Annotated in this window: 15 protein-coding genes; 4 read left to right on the forward strand and 11 right to left on the reverse strand. The window is 70.0% G+C overall.

Annotation, left to right across the window (positions count from 1 at the left end; translation table 11 throughout):
- Window positions 1-53 precede the first annotated feature (53 nt).
- The gene (locus tag PU630_RS05305; RefSeq protein ID WP_275279326.1) at window positions 54-1,865 is read right to left on the reverse strand and encodes an SLC13 family permease; all 1,812 of its coding nucleotides are present in this window, start codon (window positions 1,863-1,865) and stop codon (window positions 54-56) included.
- Window positions 1,866-1,971: 106 nt separating this feature from the next.
- Here PU630_RS05305 and PU630_RS05310 point away from each other — a divergent pair, with 106 nt between their 5' ends.
- Both PU630_RS05310 and PU630_RS05315 read left to right on the forward strand, forming a co-directional pair.
- Window positions 1,972-2,736, forward strand: coding sequence for an LLM class flavin-dependent oxidoreductase (locus tag PU630_RS05310; protein WP_275279327.1), 765 nt, complete (start codon window positions 1,972-1,974; stop codon window positions 2,734-2,736).
- Between the two features lie 21 nt (window positions 2,737-2,757).
- On the forward strand, window positions 2,758-3,612 hold the full coding sequence (locus tag PU630_RS05315) for an LLM class flavin-dependent oxidoreductase (protein WP_275279329.1): 855 nt from the start codon (window positions 2,758-2,760) through the stop codon (window positions 3,610-3,612).
- Between the two features lie 14 nt (window positions 3,613-3,626).
- Here PU630_RS05315 and PU630_RS05320 read toward each other — a convergent pair whose 3' ends face one another.
- Complete coding sequence (locus tag PU630_RS05320; protein ID WP_275279330.1) at window positions 3,627-5,036, reverse strand: MFS transporter; 1,410 nt, start codon at window positions 5,034-5,036, stop codon at window positions 3,627-3,629.
- A gap of 68 nt (window positions 5,037-5,104) precedes the next feature.
- Here PU630_RS05320 and PU630_RS05325 point away from each other — a divergent pair, with 68 nt between their 5' ends.
- Window positions 5,105-6,631: an ATP-dependent DNA ligase gene (locus tag PU630_RS05325; protein ID WP_275279331.1), complete on the forward strand. Its 1,527-nt coding sequence runs from the start codon at window positions 5,105-5,107 to the stop codon at window positions 6,629-6,631.
- A gap of 62 nt (window positions 6,632-6,693) precedes the next feature.
- Here PU630_RS05325 and PU630_RS05330 read toward each other — a convergent pair whose 3' ends face one another.
- The 4 genes from PU630_RS05330 to PU630_RS05345 are packed head-to-tail and all read right to left on the reverse strand — an operon-like array spanning window position 6,694 to window position 11,584.
- Window positions 6,694-7,971: a DUF4921 family protein gene (locus PU630_RS05330; protein ID WP_275279332.1), complete on the reverse strand. Its 1,278-nt coding sequence runs from the start codon at window positions 7,969-7,971 to the stop codon at window positions 6,694-6,696.
- A complete protein-coding gene (locus tag PU630_RS05335) occupies window positions 7,968-9,635 on the reverse strand; it encodes an MFS transporter (protein ID WP_275279333.1) in 1,668 nt (555 codons plus the stop codon). Before PU630_RS05335 ends, PU630_RS05330 begins: the two co-directional genes overlap by 4 nt.
- Window positions 9,632-10,648 carry a glutaminase A gene (gene glsA, locus PU630_RS05340; RefSeq protein WP_275279334.1) on the reverse strand — a complete coding sequence of 339 codons (1,017 nt, stop codon included), beginning with the start codon at window positions 10,646-10,648 and terminating at the stop codon, window positions 9,632-9,634. Before glsA ends, PU630_RS05335 begins: the two co-directional genes overlap by 4 nt.
- Before the next feature lie 57 nt (window positions 10,649-10,705).
- A complete protein-coding gene (locus tag PU630_RS05345) occupies window positions 10,706-11,584 on the reverse strand; it encodes an NYN domain-containing protein (RefSeq protein ID WP_275279335.1) in 879 nt (292 codons plus the stop codon).
- A gap of 35 nt (window positions 11,585-11,619) precedes the next feature.
- On the opposite strand from PU630_RS05345, the gene PU630_RS05350 reads away from it, so the two are divergent.
- Window positions 11,620-12,006, forward strand: a complete 387-nt coding sequence (locus PU630_RS05350) for a PLD nuclease N-terminal domain-containing protein (protein WP_275279336.1) — start codon at window positions 11,620-11,622, stop codon at window positions 12,004-12,006.
- A 9-nt stretch (window positions 12,007-12,015) separates the two neighbouring features.
- Here the strand turns inward: PU630_RS05350 and PU630_RS05355 are convergent, their stop codons facing one another.
- From PU630_RS05355 to PU630_RS05375, 5 genes are all read right to left on the reverse strand, one after another.
- Window positions 12,016-12,996, reverse strand: coding sequence for a Gfo/Idh/MocA family protein (locus tag PU630_RS05355; RefSeq protein WP_275279337.1), 981 nt, complete (start codon window positions 12,994-12,996; stop codon window positions 12,016-12,018).
- Between the two features lie 258 nt (window positions 12,997-13,254).
- Window positions 13,255-14,577, reverse strand: coding sequence for an O-acetylhomoserine aminocarboxypropyltransferase/cysteine synthase family protein (locus PU630_RS05360; RefSeq protein WP_275279338.1), 1,323 nt, complete (start codon window positions 14,575-14,577; stop codon window positions 13,255-13,257).
- A 57-nt stretch (window positions 14,578-14,634) separates the two neighbouring features.
- Window positions 14,635-15,576: a quinone oxidoreductase family protein gene (locus PU630_RS05365; protein WP_275279339.1), complete on the reverse strand. Its 942-nt coding sequence runs from the start codon at window positions 15,574-15,576 to the stop codon at window positions 14,635-14,637.
- A 13-nt stretch (window positions 15,577-15,589) separates the two neighbouring features.
- The gene (mctP, locus tag PU630_RS05370) at window positions 15,590-17,284 is read right to left on the reverse strand and encodes a monocarboxylate uptake permease MctP (RefSeq protein ID WP_275279341.1); all 1,695 of its coding nucleotides are present in this window, start codon (window positions 17,282-17,284) and stop codon (window positions 15,590-15,592) included.
- On the reverse strand, window positions 17,284-17,553 hold the full coding sequence (locus tag PU630_RS05375; RefSeq protein ID WP_275279342.1) for a DUF3311 domain-containing protein: 270 nt from the start codon (window positions 17,551-17,553) through the stop codon (window positions 17,284-17,286). Before PU630_RS05375 ends, mctP begins: the two co-directional genes overlap by 1 nt.
- Between the last annotated feature and the right edge of the window lie 120 nt (window positions 17,554-17,673).

The following is a 17,673-nucleotide window of genomic DNA, read 5'->3' on the forward strand; positions in this document are numbered from 1 at the left end:
CCCTACCGTGTGTACGGGCGGCGCAGGGGTGCGTGGTATGAGCGCGCTTCGACCTACAGCGGCAGCAGCAGCGGCACCAGCAGCACGCTGACGATGAGCACGATCACCGTGAACGGCGTGCCGATCTTCACGAAGTCTCCGAACCGGTAGCGACCGGGCTCGACGACGAGCGTGTTCACTGGCGACGAGACCGGTGTCATGAACGCGGAGGATGCCGCGAGCGCGACCATCATCGCGAAGGGGTACGGCGAGACGCCCAGGTGCGCGGCGATCGAGATAGCGATCGGGGCCATGAGCACCGCGGTGGCCGTGTTCGAGACGAACAGGCCGATCACGGCGGTCAGAACGAAGACACCGCCCAGAAGCACGGACGGGCCCGCTCCGCCGAGCACCGACAGCAGACCGTCGACGACCAGGTCGACTCCGCCGGTGCGCTCGAGTGCCAGCGCGAACGGCAGCATGCCGACGATGAGCAGCAGCGTCGGCCAGTGGATGCTGCGGTAGGCGCTGGACATGTCGATGCAGCGGAAGATGCCCAGCAGCAGGCAGGCGATGAGCGCCGCGATGACGTTGGGGACGACGCCGGTGACCATGAGCACGACCATGAGCAGGACGATCGCTATCGCGAACGGCGCCTGGTTGGCGGCCGGCGCGACCTCGGCGGCCTCGGCCGGCAGATCGAGGAGGATGTAGTCGCGCCGTGACCTGCCGAGCCGATGGATCGCCGACCACGACCCGGTGACCAGAAGCGTGTCGCCGGCCGCGAGGCGGGCATCGGCGAGCCCGTCGTCGATCGTGTGGCCGCGGTGGCGGATGCCCGCGACGTGCACGCCGTACGTCGCGGCCAGGCGCGCTGTGCGCACCGTCTTGCCGGCAGCCGCCGAATCGGGCGCGATAAGCACCTCGGCCAGGCCCACCTGGCGCGAGTAGGCGTCGAAGAACTCGTCGGTCATCTTGAGACGTTCCAGCCGCAGGCGCTCGCGGTCGGCGGCCGAGAACGCGGTGTCGGCGAAGAGCACATCCCCCTTGGCGACGACGGCCTCGTCGGCGGTGAAGCGCTGGGTGCCGCGCAGCAGCCGCGTGCGCTCGATCATCAGCACGCCCGGGCGGCGCTGGTCGACCAGCGCGGCCTCGGCCAGGCGTTCACCGATCATCGGCGACCCGGCGCCGACCCGGTAGCGATGAGTGCGTGCATCGACGCCGTAGTCGGCGATGAGGCCGGAGATTGTGCGCGCGAGGTGGCCCGGACCCGCGGCATCCCCGCCCAGGAACCGGCGCGCGAACAGCATGTAGCCGATGCCGAGAACGAGGAAGACGAGACCGAACGGCGTGATAGCGAAGAATCCGAAGCCGCCGTGCCCGGCCCGGCGCAGCTCGGCGTCGATCACGAGGTTGGGCGTCGTGGCGATGAGCGTGAGCATGCCACTGACCAGTCCCGCGAAGCTCAGCGGCATCATCAGCTGGCGCGGCGATATGCCGGTCCGTGCGGCGATGCTCATCGCCACCGGGATGAAGATCGCCACGACGCCGGTCGAACTCATGATCGCGCCCAACAGTGCGACCGCGAGCATGAGCAGCACTATCAGCCGAGTGGTGCTGGTGCCGGCGACCCGTGAGAGCAGGTCGCCGAGGCGATAGGTGACGCCGGTGCGCGAGAGTCCCTCACCGACGACGAACAGAGCGGCGATGAGCACGACGTTCGGGTCGGCGAAGCCGGCCAGCGTCTCCGGCACGCTGAGGATGCCCGTCAGCGGCAGCGCGACGATCATGACGAGCGCGACGACGTCCATACGGGGACGCCCCGCCGCGAACATCGCTATCGCGGCGACGAGAAGCACGAGGACCATCGCGAGGTCGGCGCTCATCGGGCCTCCTCCACGATCGTCACGGCGATTCTCCGAGAGTAGCGAGGACGGGCCGCGCCGCGCGAGAGGCCGCGCAGGCGTCGCAAGAGGTGGCACACTCGGGTGCATGAGCATCGCACCCGTCTCGATCGGCGTGGCAGGCGTGCTCGGCCCCGCGGCGATCGCGCGGATCGCGGCGGCCGCCGAGCAGGCCGGCCTCTACGCGCTCTGGGTCAACGACACCCCCGGCGGCGACGCTCTGGCGGCGCTGCACGAGGCGGCGCGGGCGACCGAGACGCTCGTCCTCGGCACCGGTGTGGTGCCTCTCGACCGGCGCACGCCCGACGAGATCCTCATCGACGCCGCCGGGCTTCCCGAAGACCGGCTCATTCTGGGTATCGGCTCGGGTCAGGCGTCGGGCCCGGTGCTGGCCGCCGTGCGCAACGCGGTCGACGCGCTGCGCGAGCGCACCGCCGCCGGCATCGCGGTGGGCGCCCTCGGGCCGAAGATGCGCGCCCTCGCCGCAGAGGTGGCCGACGGGATGCTGCTGAACTGGCTGCCGGCGCGTGAGGCGGCCGCGCAGACCGTCGAGGCGCATGAGGGGGCGCCGGGCGTCAACGTCGCTCTCTACGTGCGGACGGCGCTGGACGATGGCGGGATGCCGCGGCTGCGCGCCGAGGGGGAGCGGTACGCCCGCTTTCCGAAGTACGCGGCCAACTTCGCGCGGCTCGGCGTCGCCCCCGACGACACGGTGCTCACGCCCGGCGCCGAGGGGCTGGCCGCCTACCGTGTGGCTGTCGACGAGGTCGTGCTGCGCGCCATGACCGCCTCGGACGAAACCGACGACTATGTGCGGTTCGTCGAGCGTGCGGGGGCTCTCGCGGTGGAGTGACCGGCGGGGCAGGATGGGGGCATGACGAGCGTCGGCGCCATCTTCAGTCCATATCCGAACCCGCCCGAGTCGTTCCACGCCGCCGCGCGCGCGGCGGAGGACGCCGGGCTCGAGAGCCTCTGGGTGTGGGAGGACTGCTTTCGCAGCTCGGCGTTCGCCGTGGCATCCGCCGCCCTCGCCTGGACCGAGCGCCTGCAGATAGGAATCGGCATCGCGCCCATGCCGCTGCGCAACGTCGCCGCCACGGCGATGGAGATAGCGTCGATCGAGCGCATGTTCCCGGGGCGAGTGCTGCCCGGCGTCGGGCACGGCGTGCTGCCGTGGATGGTGCAGGTCGGGGCACGTGCGGCATCGCCGCTCACGCTCATGCGCGAATACGTGCCCGCGCTGCGGTCGCTGCTGGCGGGAGAGCAGGTCACCGTCGACGGGCGCTACGTCACCCTCGAGCAGGTGCGCCTCGACTGGCCCCCGGCCGAGCCTCCGCGCGTGTACGCGGCGGCCGAGGGACCGAAGACGCTGGCGCTGGCCGGCGAGGTCGCCGATGCCGTGCTGCTGGATATGAAGCACACCGTCGACGAGGTCGCGCAGGCCGTGCAGACCATCCGCGCGGCGGGCCGCGACCCGCATGTCGCCGCCTACGTCGTGGCCGCGTTCGGGGAGGATGCGGCATCCCGCGCCGTCGCCTTCTTCGGCGACGGGCCGGCCGACGGCATCGACCGGGTGCTGGTCGGCACCGTCGACGAGGTCGCGGCCGGCGTGCGCCGGTTCGCCGCCGTGGGCGTCGACCAGGTCGTGCTCATGCCGCCGAACGGCGAGGCGCTGCCCGCGTACTACGCCGCCGCGGCCGAGGTCGGGCGCCTCGTGGCCCTCGGCTGAGCAGCGCGACCGAATCAGGCGCGGTCTTCGTCGCTGATCGGCACGCGCGGGATAAGCACCGTGCACGCCACGAGCAGCACCGCCGAGATGGCGACGCCGATGAAGACCGCCGTCGACCCGGCTTGGACGGCGGCGGGATGCTGCGACCCGCCGCCGTCGGCGATCACGGCGTTCGCTATGGCGCCGTAGACGGCCACGCCCACCGAGCTGCCGATCGAGCGGGCCAGCATGCTCGTGCCCGATACCACCCCGCGCCGGCGCAGGTCGACCGACGACTGTGCGGCGATCAGTGACGGGTTGGCCACGAGCCCCAGACCGAGCCCGACGACGAAGCACGCGGCGGCGGTGAGCACGAGCGACGGCGACGCTGCGAACGCGGTGAGCAGCACGGCGCCGACCACGGCCAGCACGCTGCCGATGACGGCGGTGGCGCGAAAGCCGATGCGCAGATAGAAGCGCCCCGCGAGCGAACCGCTGATCGGCCAGCCGAGGCTGAGCGCAGCCACGGCAAGACCGGCGAGCAGGGGAGAGGCGCCCGCCGTCGACTCGAGGAACGTCGGCACGAACGACGTCAGTCCGATGAGCACGGCGCCCACGCCGAGGGCCGCGAGCGAGGTGGTCACCACCACGCGGCTGGAGAACACCCACGGCGCCAGCACCGGATCGGCCGCCCTCCGTTCGACCAGCGCGAACATGACGAGCAGCGCCGCCCCCACGGCGAAGCAGCCGATGCTCTGCCAGCTGCTCCACGCCCAGCCCTGGCCACCCTCGAGCACGCCGAGCACGAGGAGGACGAGGGATGCCGTCAGCAGCGCCGCACCCGTCACATCGATGCGCTGCCGATGCCGCTCAAAGCTCTCGTGATAGCTGCGCCACAGCATGAACAGGGCCAGCAGGCTCAGCGGCACATTGACCCAGAAGATCCACCGCCATGACAGGAACTGCGCGAACAGGCCACCGAGGGTGGGGCCGGCCACTGACGAGATCGCCCAGACGCTGGCGAGGTACGCCTGCGCCGTCGCGCGCTCGCGTACCGTGTAGATGTCGCCGGCGATGGTCATGCTCACCGGCGTGATGGCGCCCGCGCCGAGCCCCTGCACGGCACGGAAGACGATGAGCGCCGGCATGCTCCAGGCCAGCGCCGCGGCGATCGAGCCGGCGAGGAAGAGCAGAATGCCCAGCACCATGATCGGTTTGCGGCCGAACGTGTCGCACAGCTTGGCGTAGACGGGCACCGAGGCGGCCTGCGCGAGCAGATAGACCGAGAACAGCCAGGGGAACTGCGCGAAGCCGCCCAGGTCGGCCACGATCGTCGGCACCGCAGTTGCGAGGATCGTCGAGTCGATCGCGATGAGGAACGACGAGAGCATGAGCGACAGGAGGATCGGCCCGCGCTCCGATCGCAGTCCGACCTGGTTCGCCATGTGAACAGCAAACCACGCACCAGCCGCGCGGCATTCCCGATGTCGGCGCAGAGTGCGAGAATCCGAGCATGTTGCTGAGCGTGCTGGTCGAGGTCGTCGCCGCCGTCGCGGCGACGCGGTCGCGTCTGCAGAAGATCGACGCGCTCGCGGGACTGCTGCGCGGGCTCGCACCCGACGAGATTCGCGCCGCGGCCGGATTGCTGCTGGGCAGCCCGCGGCAGGGCCGGCTCGGGGTCGGCTGGCGCGGGCTCATGGCGCTGCAGGTGACGCATGCCGATGCCGCGAGCCTGACGATCGCTGACGTCGACGCCGCGTTCGAAGAGCTGGCGGCGGCATCCGGCCCCGGTTCCGGGCAGCGGCGAGAACGCGTGCTGCGCGAACTCGCCGAGCGTGCGACCGCGTCTGAGTGGGACCTCGTCGTGCGCGCGATGCTGGGCGAGCTGCGCACGGGCGCGCTGCAGGGCGTGCTGCTCGACGCCGTCGCGCGGGCGGCCGACGCCGACCCCGCGGTGGTGCGCCGGGCGGCCATGCTGTGGGGCGATGTGGGCGAGACCGCCGCTCTCGCGCTCGGCGGCGGCGACCTGTCGGCGGTGGGGCTGCGCGTCGGTCGCCCGGTGATGCCGATGCTCGCCGCGACGGCGGCGACGGTGGCCGAGGCCATGGCGACGACCGGCGAGGCGTCGGTCGAGTACAAGCTCGACGGCGCGCGCATCCAGGTGCACCGGCATGGCGACGACGTGCGCGTCTTCACCCGCAGCCTCGCCGACATCACGCACCGGGTGCCCGAGATCGTCGATGCGGTGCGGGCGCTGCCGGTGCACGACGTGATCCTCGACGGCGAGACGTTGTCGCTCGACGACGACGGCGCGCCGCGGCCGTTCCAAGACACGATGGCGCGGTTCGGCGCCGACCAGGCGCGCGAGGTCGCGCTGCGGCCGTGGTTCTTCGACGTGCTGCATGTGGACGGCCGTGACCTCATCGACGATCCGCTGCGCGAGCGCCGCGCCGAGCTCGCCCGGGTCGTCGGTGCGCTGCGCATGCCGGGAATCGTGACGGACGATCCGGATGCCGCACAGCAGCTGTCAGCGCAGGCGCTGGCCGCGGGTCACGAAGGCGTTCTCGTCAAGGCGATCGACGCGCCTTATGCCGCCGGACGTCGGGGCAAGGCGTGGATCAAGGTCAAGCCGGTGCTCACCTACGACCTCGTGGTGCTGGCGTGCGAGTGGGGGTCTGGCCGCCGCCGCGGACTGCTGTCGAACTTGCATCTGGGCGCGCGCGACCCCGACGGCCGGTTCGGCGAGCCGGGCGGCTTCGTGATGGTCGGCAAGACGTTCAAGGGGCTCACCGATGAGCTTCTGCGGTGGCAGACCGAGCGGTTTCCCGCCATCGAGACGCGGCGCACGGCATCCACTGTCTTCGTCGCACCGGTCACGGTCGTCGAGATCGCCATCGACGGCGTGCAGCGGTCGCCGCGCTACCCCGGGGGCATCGCCCTGCGCTTTGCGCGGGTGAAGGGGTACCGGCCCGACAAGCGCGCCGACGAGGCGGACACGATCCAGACGCTGCAGGCTCTACTGGGCTCCTCGTCGACGTAGCGCTCTGGGCTCCTCGTCGACGTAGCGCTGTGCGCTCTCAGTCGGCGTAGCGCTCTGCGCTCTCAATCGGCATAGTGCAGTCGCGCGTCGCCGGGGGCGCACTCGTCGCCGATGCGAATGCCGTCGGCCAGCCGGCCCTCGGCGCGCAGACGGGTCAGCTCGTCGACGGCGCGCTGCCGCAGCGTCCACGGGTCGATAGTGTTGACGTACACCTTGGTGTCGCCCTCGAACCCGGCGGGGTTCGAGATGCGCCACTTCAGCACGATGCGCCACGGCATCGGAGCTGCCGCCGGCGCGGGGCGATAATGCCATTCCTCGTTGGTGGGCACGAGCACCCCGGTTGCCTGATGCAGCGTGTGCACGAGGTCGGAGACGGCGCGCTGCTGCTCTGGCGTGTGATCGGCGGGGTGATGCGCAGACGCGGTCGAGTACACCTCGAAGGCCGGGTAGCGATGCCCGACGCCCGCGAACGCGACGGCGCCGTCCGTCGCCGCGACGACCAGCCCCTCGCGCACTGACAGGTCCGCGACCGCGTACTGGTACAGGCGACGGTCGATCTCGAGCATGGCGAGTTCGCGCTCGGTCTGCGGGCCGTACTCGTCGATAGCGACGAGCTGCTTGTGCAGGTGCTCGAAAGAGGCTCCGGCCGGCCGCAGCCAGTTCTGGAACACCGACACGTATGCGGCGTAGGGCTGTGCGGCGGCGATCTCGCACATGGAATCGATGGTGAACGACATATATGCGGCGTGCTCGTCGGGCGTCAGCTCACCGCTGGAGACGAGCTCGTCGTCGCGCGCGGCGCCGTCGCGCACGTGCCGGCGCGCAACGATGACGTCGTGCGACCCGCCGACCAGGTCGACAGCTGCCGTGCGCAGGTCAGGCGATGCCCCGGTGGATGCCGCGCGAATCGCGGCGAGCTTCTCGATGTGATCGCGGCCGACCGGGTCGCCCAGGTAGGCATCGGCCCAGGCGACGACGTCGGCGGCGGGCTCGAAGGCATGGTTGACCCGCCAGTACTCGGCCGACACGATCTCGAAGAGGTTGCCGAAGCGACGGAACTCGGCCACCGAATCGTGCAGCGCAGACGCCGGCACGCGGTCGCGTCTTTCGAACGACGGGCCCACCAGTCGCGCCTTCTCGGGAGTGGTCTCCAGATAGCGGTCCTGGCAGAACGCGCACAGTCGCGTGCCTTCGTCCGGCGCGAGGTCGCGCGGTACCGGCCGTGCGGCGGCCAGCGGTCGGTTCGCCCGCCCCGGCACCGTCCACACGCGCGTGCCGGTGAGGGGGCCTGCCTGCTTGACAGTGCCGTCGGCGAGCCGGCGCAGTGGTGGCAGACTCACGACTCCTCTTCCGCGAGCGCCTGATCGGCCTGAGCGAGGTCATCGGGCATGTCGCCGGCGGCCACCGACTCGGGCACCTCGCCGGCGCGGTACTTCGGCAGGCGGCTGGCCGGAACGATGGCGATGGCGCTGACACCCGCGAGGATCAGCAGACCCAGCCGGAGTGCCGACAGGCGGGAGTCCTCATTGACCTGCACCGCGGCATCCACCTGCTGGTCACTCAGATCCGTGTTCGCCAGAACGTCGCGCAGGCGGTCGTTGCTGACGAAGTTCACGCTGTCGAGCGGCACCTGGGCGACGGCTTCGTCGGGCAGTTCGGGGTGCGCGGCCAGCGCGGCGGTGATGTTGCCCGCCAGCAGCCCCACCAGCAGGGCCCCGGCGACGGCCGTGCCCACGGCGGAGGCGAGGTTCTGCGTGGTGCCGCGCACCGACCCGACGTCGCCGGCGAGTTCTTTCGGCGAGGCGGTCACGAGCACGTTGAACACGAGCGTGACGAGCGCGCCCTGACCGACGCCGAACACGAACAGGCCGAGGATGGTCGGCAGCGTCTCCCAGTTGTTCGTGACCACGAACGACAGCCAGACCAGGGCAATGGTGGTCAGCGAGAAGCTGAAGACGCCGATGGTGCGCGGCGAGAACCGGCCGTAGAAGCGCACGACGACCATGGCGGTGACGAAGACCGTCAGGTTGAACGGCAGCATGGCCAGCGACGTGTCGAACGGCGTGCGACCCTGCACGATCTGGATGTACAGCGGCACGGTGAAGTTCAGCGCGGCCTCCAGCGCCACGACGATGAACATGGCGTACACGGCGGCGCGCTCGCGCGACGAGCCGAACACCGACAGGCTCACCAGGGGCACCTTGCCCTGACGGGTGCGGCGGCGCGTCCAGAGGAAGAACAGCTGCACGAGCACGACACCGACGACGATCAGCACCGGCGCCGGAGACATGCCCAGAATGTCGAACGGTGCGCCGGGACCGGCCTGCAGCAGACCCCACCCGTTGAGGTTGTTGACGCCGAGCGTGAGCGCCACGATGGCCAGGCCGATGATGACGGCGGCGATGATGTCGATCTTGACGGCGGGGTTTCCGCCGACCGGCGCGAAGCGGAAGCTGAGGAAGAAGACGACCACCGCGATGGCGATCACGACGATGAACACGGGCTGCCAGCCCACGAGCGTCGCCAGCGTGCCGCCGAGCAGGAACGCGGTGACACCGGCGAGGGCGCGTGCCGAGCCGAGCGAGCCGATCGCTGTCGCCTGCTGGCTGCCGTGGTAGTTCTCGGCGATGAGGGCGACCAGAGAGGGCACGATGATGGCGGCGGAGGCCCCGGCCAGTGCCTGCGCGAAGATCACCCAGCCGACCCCCGGCGCGAAGACCATGATGACGCCGGATGCTGCGAACAGCGCGACCACGATGCGGAAGATCAGCACCCAGCCGACCCGCTGTCCGATCTTGGCGCCGACCATGACCAGGGCCGCCACCACGAGACCGTAGGTGACGATCGCGGTGGAGACGTCGGTGGGCGGCACGCCGAACGTCTCGACCATGCCGCCCAGGGTGACCGGGAGGGCCGAGACGTTGTACGACATGAGGATCTGCGCGAGGAACAGCGCGACCAACGGCGCCCAGGAGGCGCGGGCGGGTGTGGTGGTGTCGGTCATCGGGTGTCCTGTCGATCGGCGGGGGCGGAGGCGAAGATGTTGAGCCCGAGGGTGCGGGAGAGGTGCGCGGTGGCGATCTGGCCGCGCACGCTGTTGCCGGCACCGTCGAGGGGCGGTGCCCATGCGCCCAGCCCGCCCTTGCCGGGGGCGACGGTGACCAGGCCCCCGGCGACACCTGATTTGCCGGGCAGGCCGATCTCGTACAGCCACTCGCCGCTGTGCTCGTAGAGTCCGGCGGATGCCAGCACGGCGAGTGTGTCGCGGCTGACTTCGGGCGAGACGACCTGGTCGCCGGTGAGGGGGTTGACGCCGCCGTCGGCGAGGGTCGCACCCATGACGGCGAGGTCACGGGCGTCCACAAGCAGAGAGCACTGCTTCGTGTAGACGTCGACCGTTTCGACGGGATCGGCGCGCATGCGCCCGTAGCTGTACAGCAGCCGCGCTATGGCGCGGTTGCGGTCGTTGGTGTCGCTCTCCGAGCGGTACACCTCATCGTCGAGCTCCAACTGCCGCCCGGCGAAGCGCGAGAGCCCTTCGATGACGAGTTGCCATTTGCGCTCGGGAGTGGCCCCCGGCATCAGCGCCGTGGTGGCGATGGCGCCGGCGTTGACCATGGGGTTGCGGGGATGCCCGCCGGCGAGCTCGATCGCCATCACCGAATTAAACGGAAGGCCGGTGTTGTCGACTCCGACGAGCTCGCGCACTTCGCGATGGCCGATGCCCTCGCACACCAGCGCGTAGACGAACGCCTTCGAGATCGACTGGATCGAGAAGGCGGTGCGGGTATCGCCCACCTCGTGCACGTCGCCCGACACGTCGGCGATGCACAGGCCGAAGGCCTCGGGGTCCGCTGCGCCGAGAACGGGGATGTAGTCGGCGACGGTGCCCTCGTGGTGGCTCAGCGCGCGGCGGTAGGCCTCGTCGAGCGCGGTGTCCACCTGCGAGCGGTGGGGGAGTGTTCCGGTGCGGGCACGCTGGTCCACACCCCCGAGGTCCAGTTCATCGTGGCGCACGGGCCCACGCTATCGCGGGGGATGTCCGCGGCACCGGACGTTTCAGTGATATATCGGTCAGGAGCGCGAGGGCTGCAGTCGCACGGTGACGATGTTCGTCGACTCGTCGAGTTCGGCGACGTCAGGATGCGCCTTCACGAAATCAGAGAACGATTTGTGGCCGAGCACCTTCTCGCTGAACGACGGGTCCATGCGCTTGAGGAGGTTCTTCACGGCCGACAAGTGCATCCACTCCTCGTCGGTGCGCACGTGCTCGAGCTTCAGCGCGCGCTCGAGCAGCTCGCCCGACGGGTCGGGGGCGGGCTCCGCCTTCTTCTTGCGGGTGCGGGCGGGCGCGGCATCCTTCGTCGCCTTCACGGCCGGCTGCGGCTTGGTGATGCCCGGCAGTTCGTCGTAGTCGTCGAACTGGTCGCATGCGGCGGCCAGCGACTTCGCGGTCGACCCGGCCACGCCGATGCCGACCACGAACCGGCCCAGCCGTTTGCAGCGCTGCGCGAGCGGTACGTAGTCGCTGTCGCCGCCGACGATTACGACATGCGTGAGGTCGGGGAGGCGGAACATATCTTCCACCGCGTCGACCGCGAGCCGGATGTCGGCGCCGTTCTTCGCGTACGCGGCTGCGGGGAACAGCTGCACCAGGTCGACGGCGCGGGCCACCAGCTGCGAGCGGTACTCGGCGTTGACGGGATTGGACCAGTCGGCGTACGCGCGGGTCAGGACGAGGGTGCCGAACGACGCGGCGTAGTCGATGACCGCGCCGACATCGATGCGGGCCTCGGCCAGGCGCGCCGCGATCTCGGGGTCGGTGGCGTCGGCGACGATGCGCTGCCGGTCCTTCGAGTAGGCGTTGCGGCCGTGTACCCGGTCGTACCACGACATCACGATGTTGTCGAAGTCGAGGTAGACGGCGACGCGGGCATCCTGTGTGTGGGGCATGTGTCCAGTGTGACAGGTGACCCTATGCTCGTGTCATGGCGTACGTGTTCCCGCTCTTGGTGCTGGCGGCGATGATCTTCGCCGTCGTCGACATCATCATGCGCGACGACGCGCAGATCCGCTTCATGCCCAAGGCGCTGTGGCTGATTCTGGTCATCCTCGTGCCGCTGGTGGGCGTGATCCTGTGGTTCGTGCTGGGTCGTGAGCACGTCGGCGGTTCCGAACCGGTGGTCCGGATGCCGCGGCCACGGGCGCCCCGCCGGGCGGAGCCGCCCACTGCGCCGCCCGTGCCGCCGGGGCCCGGGTACGACCGGCGCACGACAGAGCAGCAACTGGCCGACCTCGAGCGCGAGATCGAGGAGGAGCGGCTGCGTGCCGAGTTGCGCCGGCGCAAACAGGGCGGCGAGCGGTCCGGTCAGTAGCCTGCGCGGTCAGTCGGCCGAGTAGGCGACACCGATCTGACGGCGGACCTCGTCGAGGGTCGCCATGATCGCGACGGATTCGTCGATCGGGAGGATGTCGCTGTCGCGGCGTCCCGCGGCGACGATCTTCTCCGCCTCGAGTGCCTGGTACTGCATGCCGCGTCCCTCCACCTCGGAGCGGTACTCCTCGATCACGCTGCCGTCGGGCGCGGTGACGCGGAAGGTCGTGGGGCTGTACCAGACCCGGTCGATGTCGATGCGTGCGTCGGTGCCGAGCACGTGCGCGGTGTTGGGGCCGGCCGTGCGCGACGACGAGAAGGTCGTCGACACTGCGCCGCCGGCATGCGTGAAGATGGTCGCGACCTCGGTGTCGGCGCCGGTTTCGGCCAGCGTCGCGCGGGCGGTGACCGTCTCGGGCTCGCCGAGCACGTCCCACGTGAACGACACCGGGTAGATGCCGAGGTCCAGCAGTGCACCGCCGCCGAGGGCGAGGTCGTTGAGCCGATGCGTGGGGTCGGTGGGCAGCTTCTGCGTGTGGTCGGCGACCAGCGAGCGCACCTGTCCGAGGGTGCCGGCGGCGATGATCTCGCGGATGCGGCGCATGTGCGGCAGATACCGGGTCCACATCGCCTCCATCGCCAGGAGGCCCGCGGCGGCCGCGGCATCCCGCACCTCACGTGCCTCGCGCGCGTTGACGGTGAACGACTTCTCGACGAGCACGTGCTTGCCGGCCGCGAGGCACAGCAGCGCGTCTTCGGCGTGCATGGGGTGCGGGGTGGCGACATAGACGATGTCGACGTCGGGGTCGGCGGCGAGCTCTTCGTACGACCCGTGTGCGTGCGGGATGTCGAACTCGGCGGCGAACGCGGCGGCGGCTTCGGGGCGGCGTGAGCCCACGGCGCGAACGTCGAGGCCCGCGGTGCGCAGGTCGGAAGTGAAGGCGTGGGCGATGCCGCCCGTGGCGAGGATGCCCCAGCGAAGTCCGGTCATCGCTCCAGACTATCGAGCCGCCCCCGCGCGCGAGGTCGTAGGTGATCTCGCGAGGTCGTACGTGATCTCGCGAGGTCGCACGGTGGCCCCGTGAACGACCTCGCGAAAACAGGTACGACCTCGTGGAAACGGGTACGACCTGGCGAAAACAGGTACGACCTCGCGGAAACGGCTACGACCTCGCAAAAACAGGTACGACCTCGCGAAAACACCGACGACCTGGCGGAAGCGGGTACGACCTCGACGGGGAGGGGCGGGTCAGAGCAGCGCGAGGGCGCGGTCGAGGTCGGCGATGAGATCGTCGACGTCTTCGAGTCCGATCGACAGACGCACCGTCGCCCACGAGATGCCGCCGTCGGCGAGCTGCTGCGGCGACAGATGGCTGTGAGTCATGGATGCCGGGTGGGTGACGATGCTGCGGGCGTCACCGATGTTCGCAAGCAGCTGGAGAACCCGCAGGCCCGCGATGAACGTCTCGGCACGGGCGAAGTCGGCCTCGTCGTCGCCTGCGGAATGCAGGTCGATGGAGAACACCGACGGCACGCCCTTCGACAGATAGCGTGCGGCCGCGTCGTGCCAGGGGTTGCCGGCCAGGCCCGGGTGGTGCACCCGCGCGACGGCGGGATGCGCGGCGAGATGCTCGGCGATGCGCTGGGCCGAAGCGGAGTGCCGCTGCATGCGCAGGTCGAGCGTCTCCATGCCCTGCAGCAGCGCGAACGCCGTTGACGCCGACAGCGTCGGACCGAGGTCGTGCATGTGCTTGGCCTTGATGAACCCGATGAACGGCGAGGAGTCGCGGAAGTGCTCGACGTAGCTCTCGCCGCTGGGGATGCGGCGAGAGGGGTCGGTCAGCGCTGGCCACTTCTCGGGTTCGGCGGAGAAGTCGAAGGTGCCGAGGTCGACGATCGCGCCGCCGATGACCGAGCCGTGGCCGCCGAGGAACTTCGTCGCCGAGTGCACGCTGATGTCGGCGCCGAACTCCTTCGGGCGCTGCAGGTACGGGGTGGCGACGGTGTTGTCGACGACGAGGGGCACGCCGGCGTTGTGCGCGACATCGGCCACCGCACGCACATCGAGCACCTGAGCGATGGGGTTGGCGACGCTCTCGGCGAAGATCAGGCGCGTCTCGGGGCGTACGGCCGCGCGCCATGCGGCGATGTCGTCCTGGTCGACGAAGGTCGTCTCGATACCCCAGTCGGGCAGCGTCTCCACGAGCAGATCGACGGTGCCGCCGTACAGCTGGTTCGCGGCGACGACGTGGCCGCCGCGGCCGGCCAGCGCGAGGATCGCCAGAGCTACCGCGGCCTGGCCGGATGCGACGCCGGCGGCGGCCACGCCGTCTTCGAGCGCGGCCACGCGCTGCTCGAACACCGCCGCGGTCGGGTTGCCGGTGCGGGCGTACACGTCGCCTTCCGCGCGGTGCGCGAACAGGTCACGTGCGTGCGTGAGAGAGCGCAGCGCGAAGGCGTTCGACTGGTAGATCGGGGGCAGCGCCGCCGTTACCGGCATGGTCGACGAATACCCCGCCTGCACCTGTGCGGTGGCGAAGGACGACGGGGGACAGTCGGCGCTCTCGGACATGCGTCCATTCTCGCCGCCGAGGCCGTGAGCACCCGGGTCGTGTGTCGAACTGTTGCGCTACGGGACGAGCGTGATCTTGCCGTCGACGCCGGCCTCCAGCGCCCGGTGCGCCTCGGCAGCGTCGGCGAGCGGAAACGACGGCCCGAGCTCGACGCTGAAGCGCCCCGCGGCCATGAGGGCCAGCACGACCGGCATCGCCTCGGCACGCAGCTGCTGCTGGCGCGCTGTCAGCGGTTCGGGCGAGCCGCCGAGGAAGGCTCGGATGCCCAGGTCTGCGGCATCCTTCCCCCGCACCAGCGTGACGATGCGACTGCGGTCGGCGACCAGACGGAGCGAGACGTCGACGGCCTCGTCGGTGCCCGCGATGTCGATGACCGTCGTGATCCCCTGGGGCGCGGCATCCCGCACCCGCTGCTCGAGGCCGTCGCCGTAGGCGACGGGAATGCCGCCCAGCGCGCGCACGCGGTCGTGCCGCCGGGGCGACGCGGTCGCCACGACCGGAACGCCCCACAAAGCCGCGAACTGCACGACGGCCTGCCCGACGGCGCCGGATCCACCGTGCACGAGCAGGGTGTCGCCGGGGCGCACATCCAATGAGCGCAGAGTCTGGTAGGCCGTGCCGGCCGGGATGCCGAGCGCGGCGCCTTCGGCGGCCGACACGTGCACCGGTCGTGGCTGCACGTGCGCGAACGGCACGGTGAGCTCGGTCGCGTACGCTCCGGCCGCCCCGAACACGATGACCGGGTCGCCGACGCGGAAGCCCTCGACGTCGGGGCCGACCGCGCTGATGGTGCCCGCGGCGTCGGCGCCGAGCCGACGCGGTGAGGTGATGGGACCGCTGGGCCGTCTGCCCGAGCGGATCTTCGCCTCGAGGGGATTGACGCCCACCGCGGCCAGACGCACCGTGACCTCCCCGGCCGCGGGGGCCGAGGAGGTCACGTCCTGCAGCGTCAGGACCTCGGGGTCGCCGAACTCGACGTACTCGATCGCCTGTGCCATGTGCTCCAGCTTGTCACGGAGCGAGCGGGTTGGCCTCCTCCTTCGCGGCGGCGGCCTCGATCTCGATGACCTTCGGGTCGTTCTCGTCGGCACCGTAGTCGCTGCGCTTCGTGGCGTCGGCGGTGTCGGTCACCTTGAACGCACGGAGGATGAGCGTGACCACGACGGCCACGAGCGCGTTGACGACGAAGGCCGAGACGCCGATGTACACCGGGACGTCGGTGAACGGGAAGTTCGCTATCGATCCGCCGAAGTGCTTGCCGGTGCCCGGTTTGATCACGTTGTACGCCGAGATCGTGCCGTAAAGGATGCCAGCCGCCCAGCCGGCGAACAGCGCCCACTTGTTGAACCAGCGGGTGTACAGCCCCGCAACGATCGCCGGGAACGTCTGGAGGATCCAGATGCCGCCCAGCAGCTGCAGGTTGATGGCCGCCGACGTGTCCATCCCCAGCACGAAGACGAGGGCGCCGAGCTTCACGACCAGCGAGACGAGCTTGGAGACCTTCGCCTCCTGCTGCGGCGTCGCGTTCTTCTTGAAGTAGTCCTTGTAGATGTTGCGGGTGAACAGATTGGATGCCGCGATCGACATGATCGCCGCGGGCACCAGGGCGCCGATTGCGATTGCCGCCAGGGCGACGCCGGCGAACCACTTCGGGAACAGGTCGGTGAACAGCTGCGGGATCACCAGCTGTGCGTTGATCGCACCGTCGACGTCCACGGGGTTCGTGCCGGCCTTGATCGCGACATAGCCGAGCAGCGCGAGGCCGCCGAGCATGAGCGAGTAGAGCGGCAGGATCATCGCGTTGCGGCGGATGGTGTTGCGCGATTTGGTCGCCAGGACGCCGGTGATCGAGTGCGGGTACATGAACAGCGCCATGGCCGAGCCGAGGGCGAGCGTCCAGTACGCGTTGAACGAGCCGGCGCCCGGGATCACCGCGCCGAACGGTTTGCCCGTCACGTCGTTGACCGCGCTGAGCTTGTCGTCGGCCGCCGAGAAAATGCTCTCCCAGCCGCCGACCTTGCTCGGCAGATAGATGATCGCGACGATGATCGCGGCGTAGATCAGGATGTCTTTGACCACCGCGATCAGTGCCGGCGCCCGCAGGCCGGCCGTGTACGTGTACGCGGCCAGGACGACGAACGCGATGATCAGCGGCAGGTCGGCCATGAACCAGTTCGTGTTCGAGCCCAGACCCAGCACCGTGAGCACCGATTTGATGCCGACCAGCTGCAGAGCGATGTACGGCATCGTGGCGATGATGCCGGTCAGCGCCACCGCGAGCGACAGCGTGCGGCTGCCGTACCGTCCGCCGACGAAGTCGGCCGGGGTGACGTAGCCGTGCCGGTGCGAAACCGACCACAGGCGCGACATCAGCAGGAAGACGATCGGGTACAGCACGATGGTGTACGGCACGGCGAAGAAGCCGCTGACGGCGCCGGCCGCCCACATCGCGGCCGGAACGGCCACGAAGGTGTACGCGGTGTAGAGGTCGCCGCCCAGGAGGAACCAGGTGACCCAGGTGCCGAAGCCGCGGCCGCCCAGGCCCCACTCGTCGAGTGAGTTCATGCCGCGCTCGCTCGGCTTGGTGCGCCAGCGCGACGCCCAGAAGCCGATCACGGCGACGACGACGAACAGGACGACGACGATGATCAGCGGGACCCATTCGATCGCCCGCTGCGGGGCGACATCTGCGGTGAGAACGTGCATCAGGCGGCCTTCCCTTCACGTACCTCGGCGCGGCGCCGGCGGTCTTCCTTGCGCATGACGACGTAGGCGATGGCGAGCAGGCCGGAGGCGATGAACACCCACAGCATCTGGTACCAGTAGAAGAACGGGATGCCCCACAGCGTGGGTTCCCAGCTCGCGTACATCGGCACGAGCAGTGGCATCACGATCGCGATCGCGATGAGGATGCCGGCGACGATGTACGGCCCTGGTCTGGCCGGTCCTCGCGTGGGGGTGTCGTGTGACGTCATCGTCAGTCCCTTCCGGATTCAGTTGTTCGTCGGGCTACCTGGGAGTAACCCGAGAACACTTTTCTCTGGGCGGGGCCCTCACGTCAAGAGGGCGCGCGATCAGAAGTCTGATCGTGTCGA

It is taken from the genome of Microbacterium horticulturae (assembly GCF_029094505.1).
Taxonomy (GTDB): Bacteria; Actinomycetota; Actinomycetes; order Actinomycetales; family Microbacteriaceae; genus Microbacterium; species Microbacterium horticulturae.

What these genes read in the sequence shown, in the direction of transcription:
- PU630_RS05305 (WP_275279326.1), bottom strand. Translation starts at nt 1,865, where the DNA reads ATGAGCGCCGACCTCGCGATGGTCCTCGTGCTTCTCGTCGCCGCGATA.
- PU630_RS05310 (WP_275279327.1), top strand. Translation starts at nt 1,972, where the DNA reads ATGAGCATCGCACCCGTCTCGATCGGCGTGGCAGGCGTGCTCGGCCCC.
- PU630_RS05315 (WP_275279329.1), top strand. Translation starts at nt 2,758, where the DNA reads ATGACGAGCGTCGGCGCCATCTTCAGTCCATATCCGAACCCGCCCGAG.
- PU630_RS05320 (WP_275279330.1), bottom strand. Translation starts at nt 5,036, where the DNA reads ATGGCGAACCAGGTCGGACTGCGATCGGAGCGCGGGCCGATCCTCCTG.
- PU630_RS05325 (WP_275279331.1), top strand. Translation starts at nt 5,105, where the DNA reads ATGTTGCTGAGCGTGCTGGTCGAGGTCGTCGCCGCCGTCGCGGCGACG.
- PU630_RS05335 (WP_275279333.1), bottom strand. Translation starts at nt 9,635, where the DNA reads ATGACCGACACCACCACACCCGCCCGCGCCTCCTGGGCGCCGTTGGTC.
- PU630_RS05345 (WP_275279335.1), bottom strand. Translation starts at nt 11,584, where the DNA reads ATGCCCCACACACAGGATGCCCGCGTCGCCGTCTACCTCGACTTCGAC.
- PU630_RS05350 (WP_275279336.1), top strand. Translation starts at nt 11,620, where the DNA reads ATGGCGTACGTGTTCCCGCTCTTGGTGCTGGCGGCGATGATCTTCGCC.
- PU630_RS05355 (WP_275279337.1), bottom strand. Translation starts at nt 12,996, where the DNA reads ATGACCGGACTTCGCTGGGGCATCCTCGCCACGGGCGGCATCGCCCAC.
- PU630_RS05360 (WP_275279338.1), bottom strand. Translation starts at nt 14,577, where the DNA reads ATGTCCGAGAGCGCCGACTGTCCCCCGTCGTCCTTCGCCACCGCACAG.
- PU630_RS05365 (WP_275279339.1), bottom strand. Translation starts at nt 15,576, where the DNA reads ATGGCACAGGCGATCGAGTACGTCGAGTTCGGCGACCCCGAGGTCCTG.
- mctP (WP_275279341.1), bottom strand. Translation starts at nt 17,284, where the DNA reads ATGCACGTTCTCACCGCAGATGTCGCCCCGCAGCGGGCGATCGAATGG.
- PU630_RS05375 (WP_275279342.1), bottom strand. Translation starts at nt 17,553, where the DNA reads ATGACGTCACACGACACCCCCACGCGAGGACCGGCCAGACCAGGGCCG.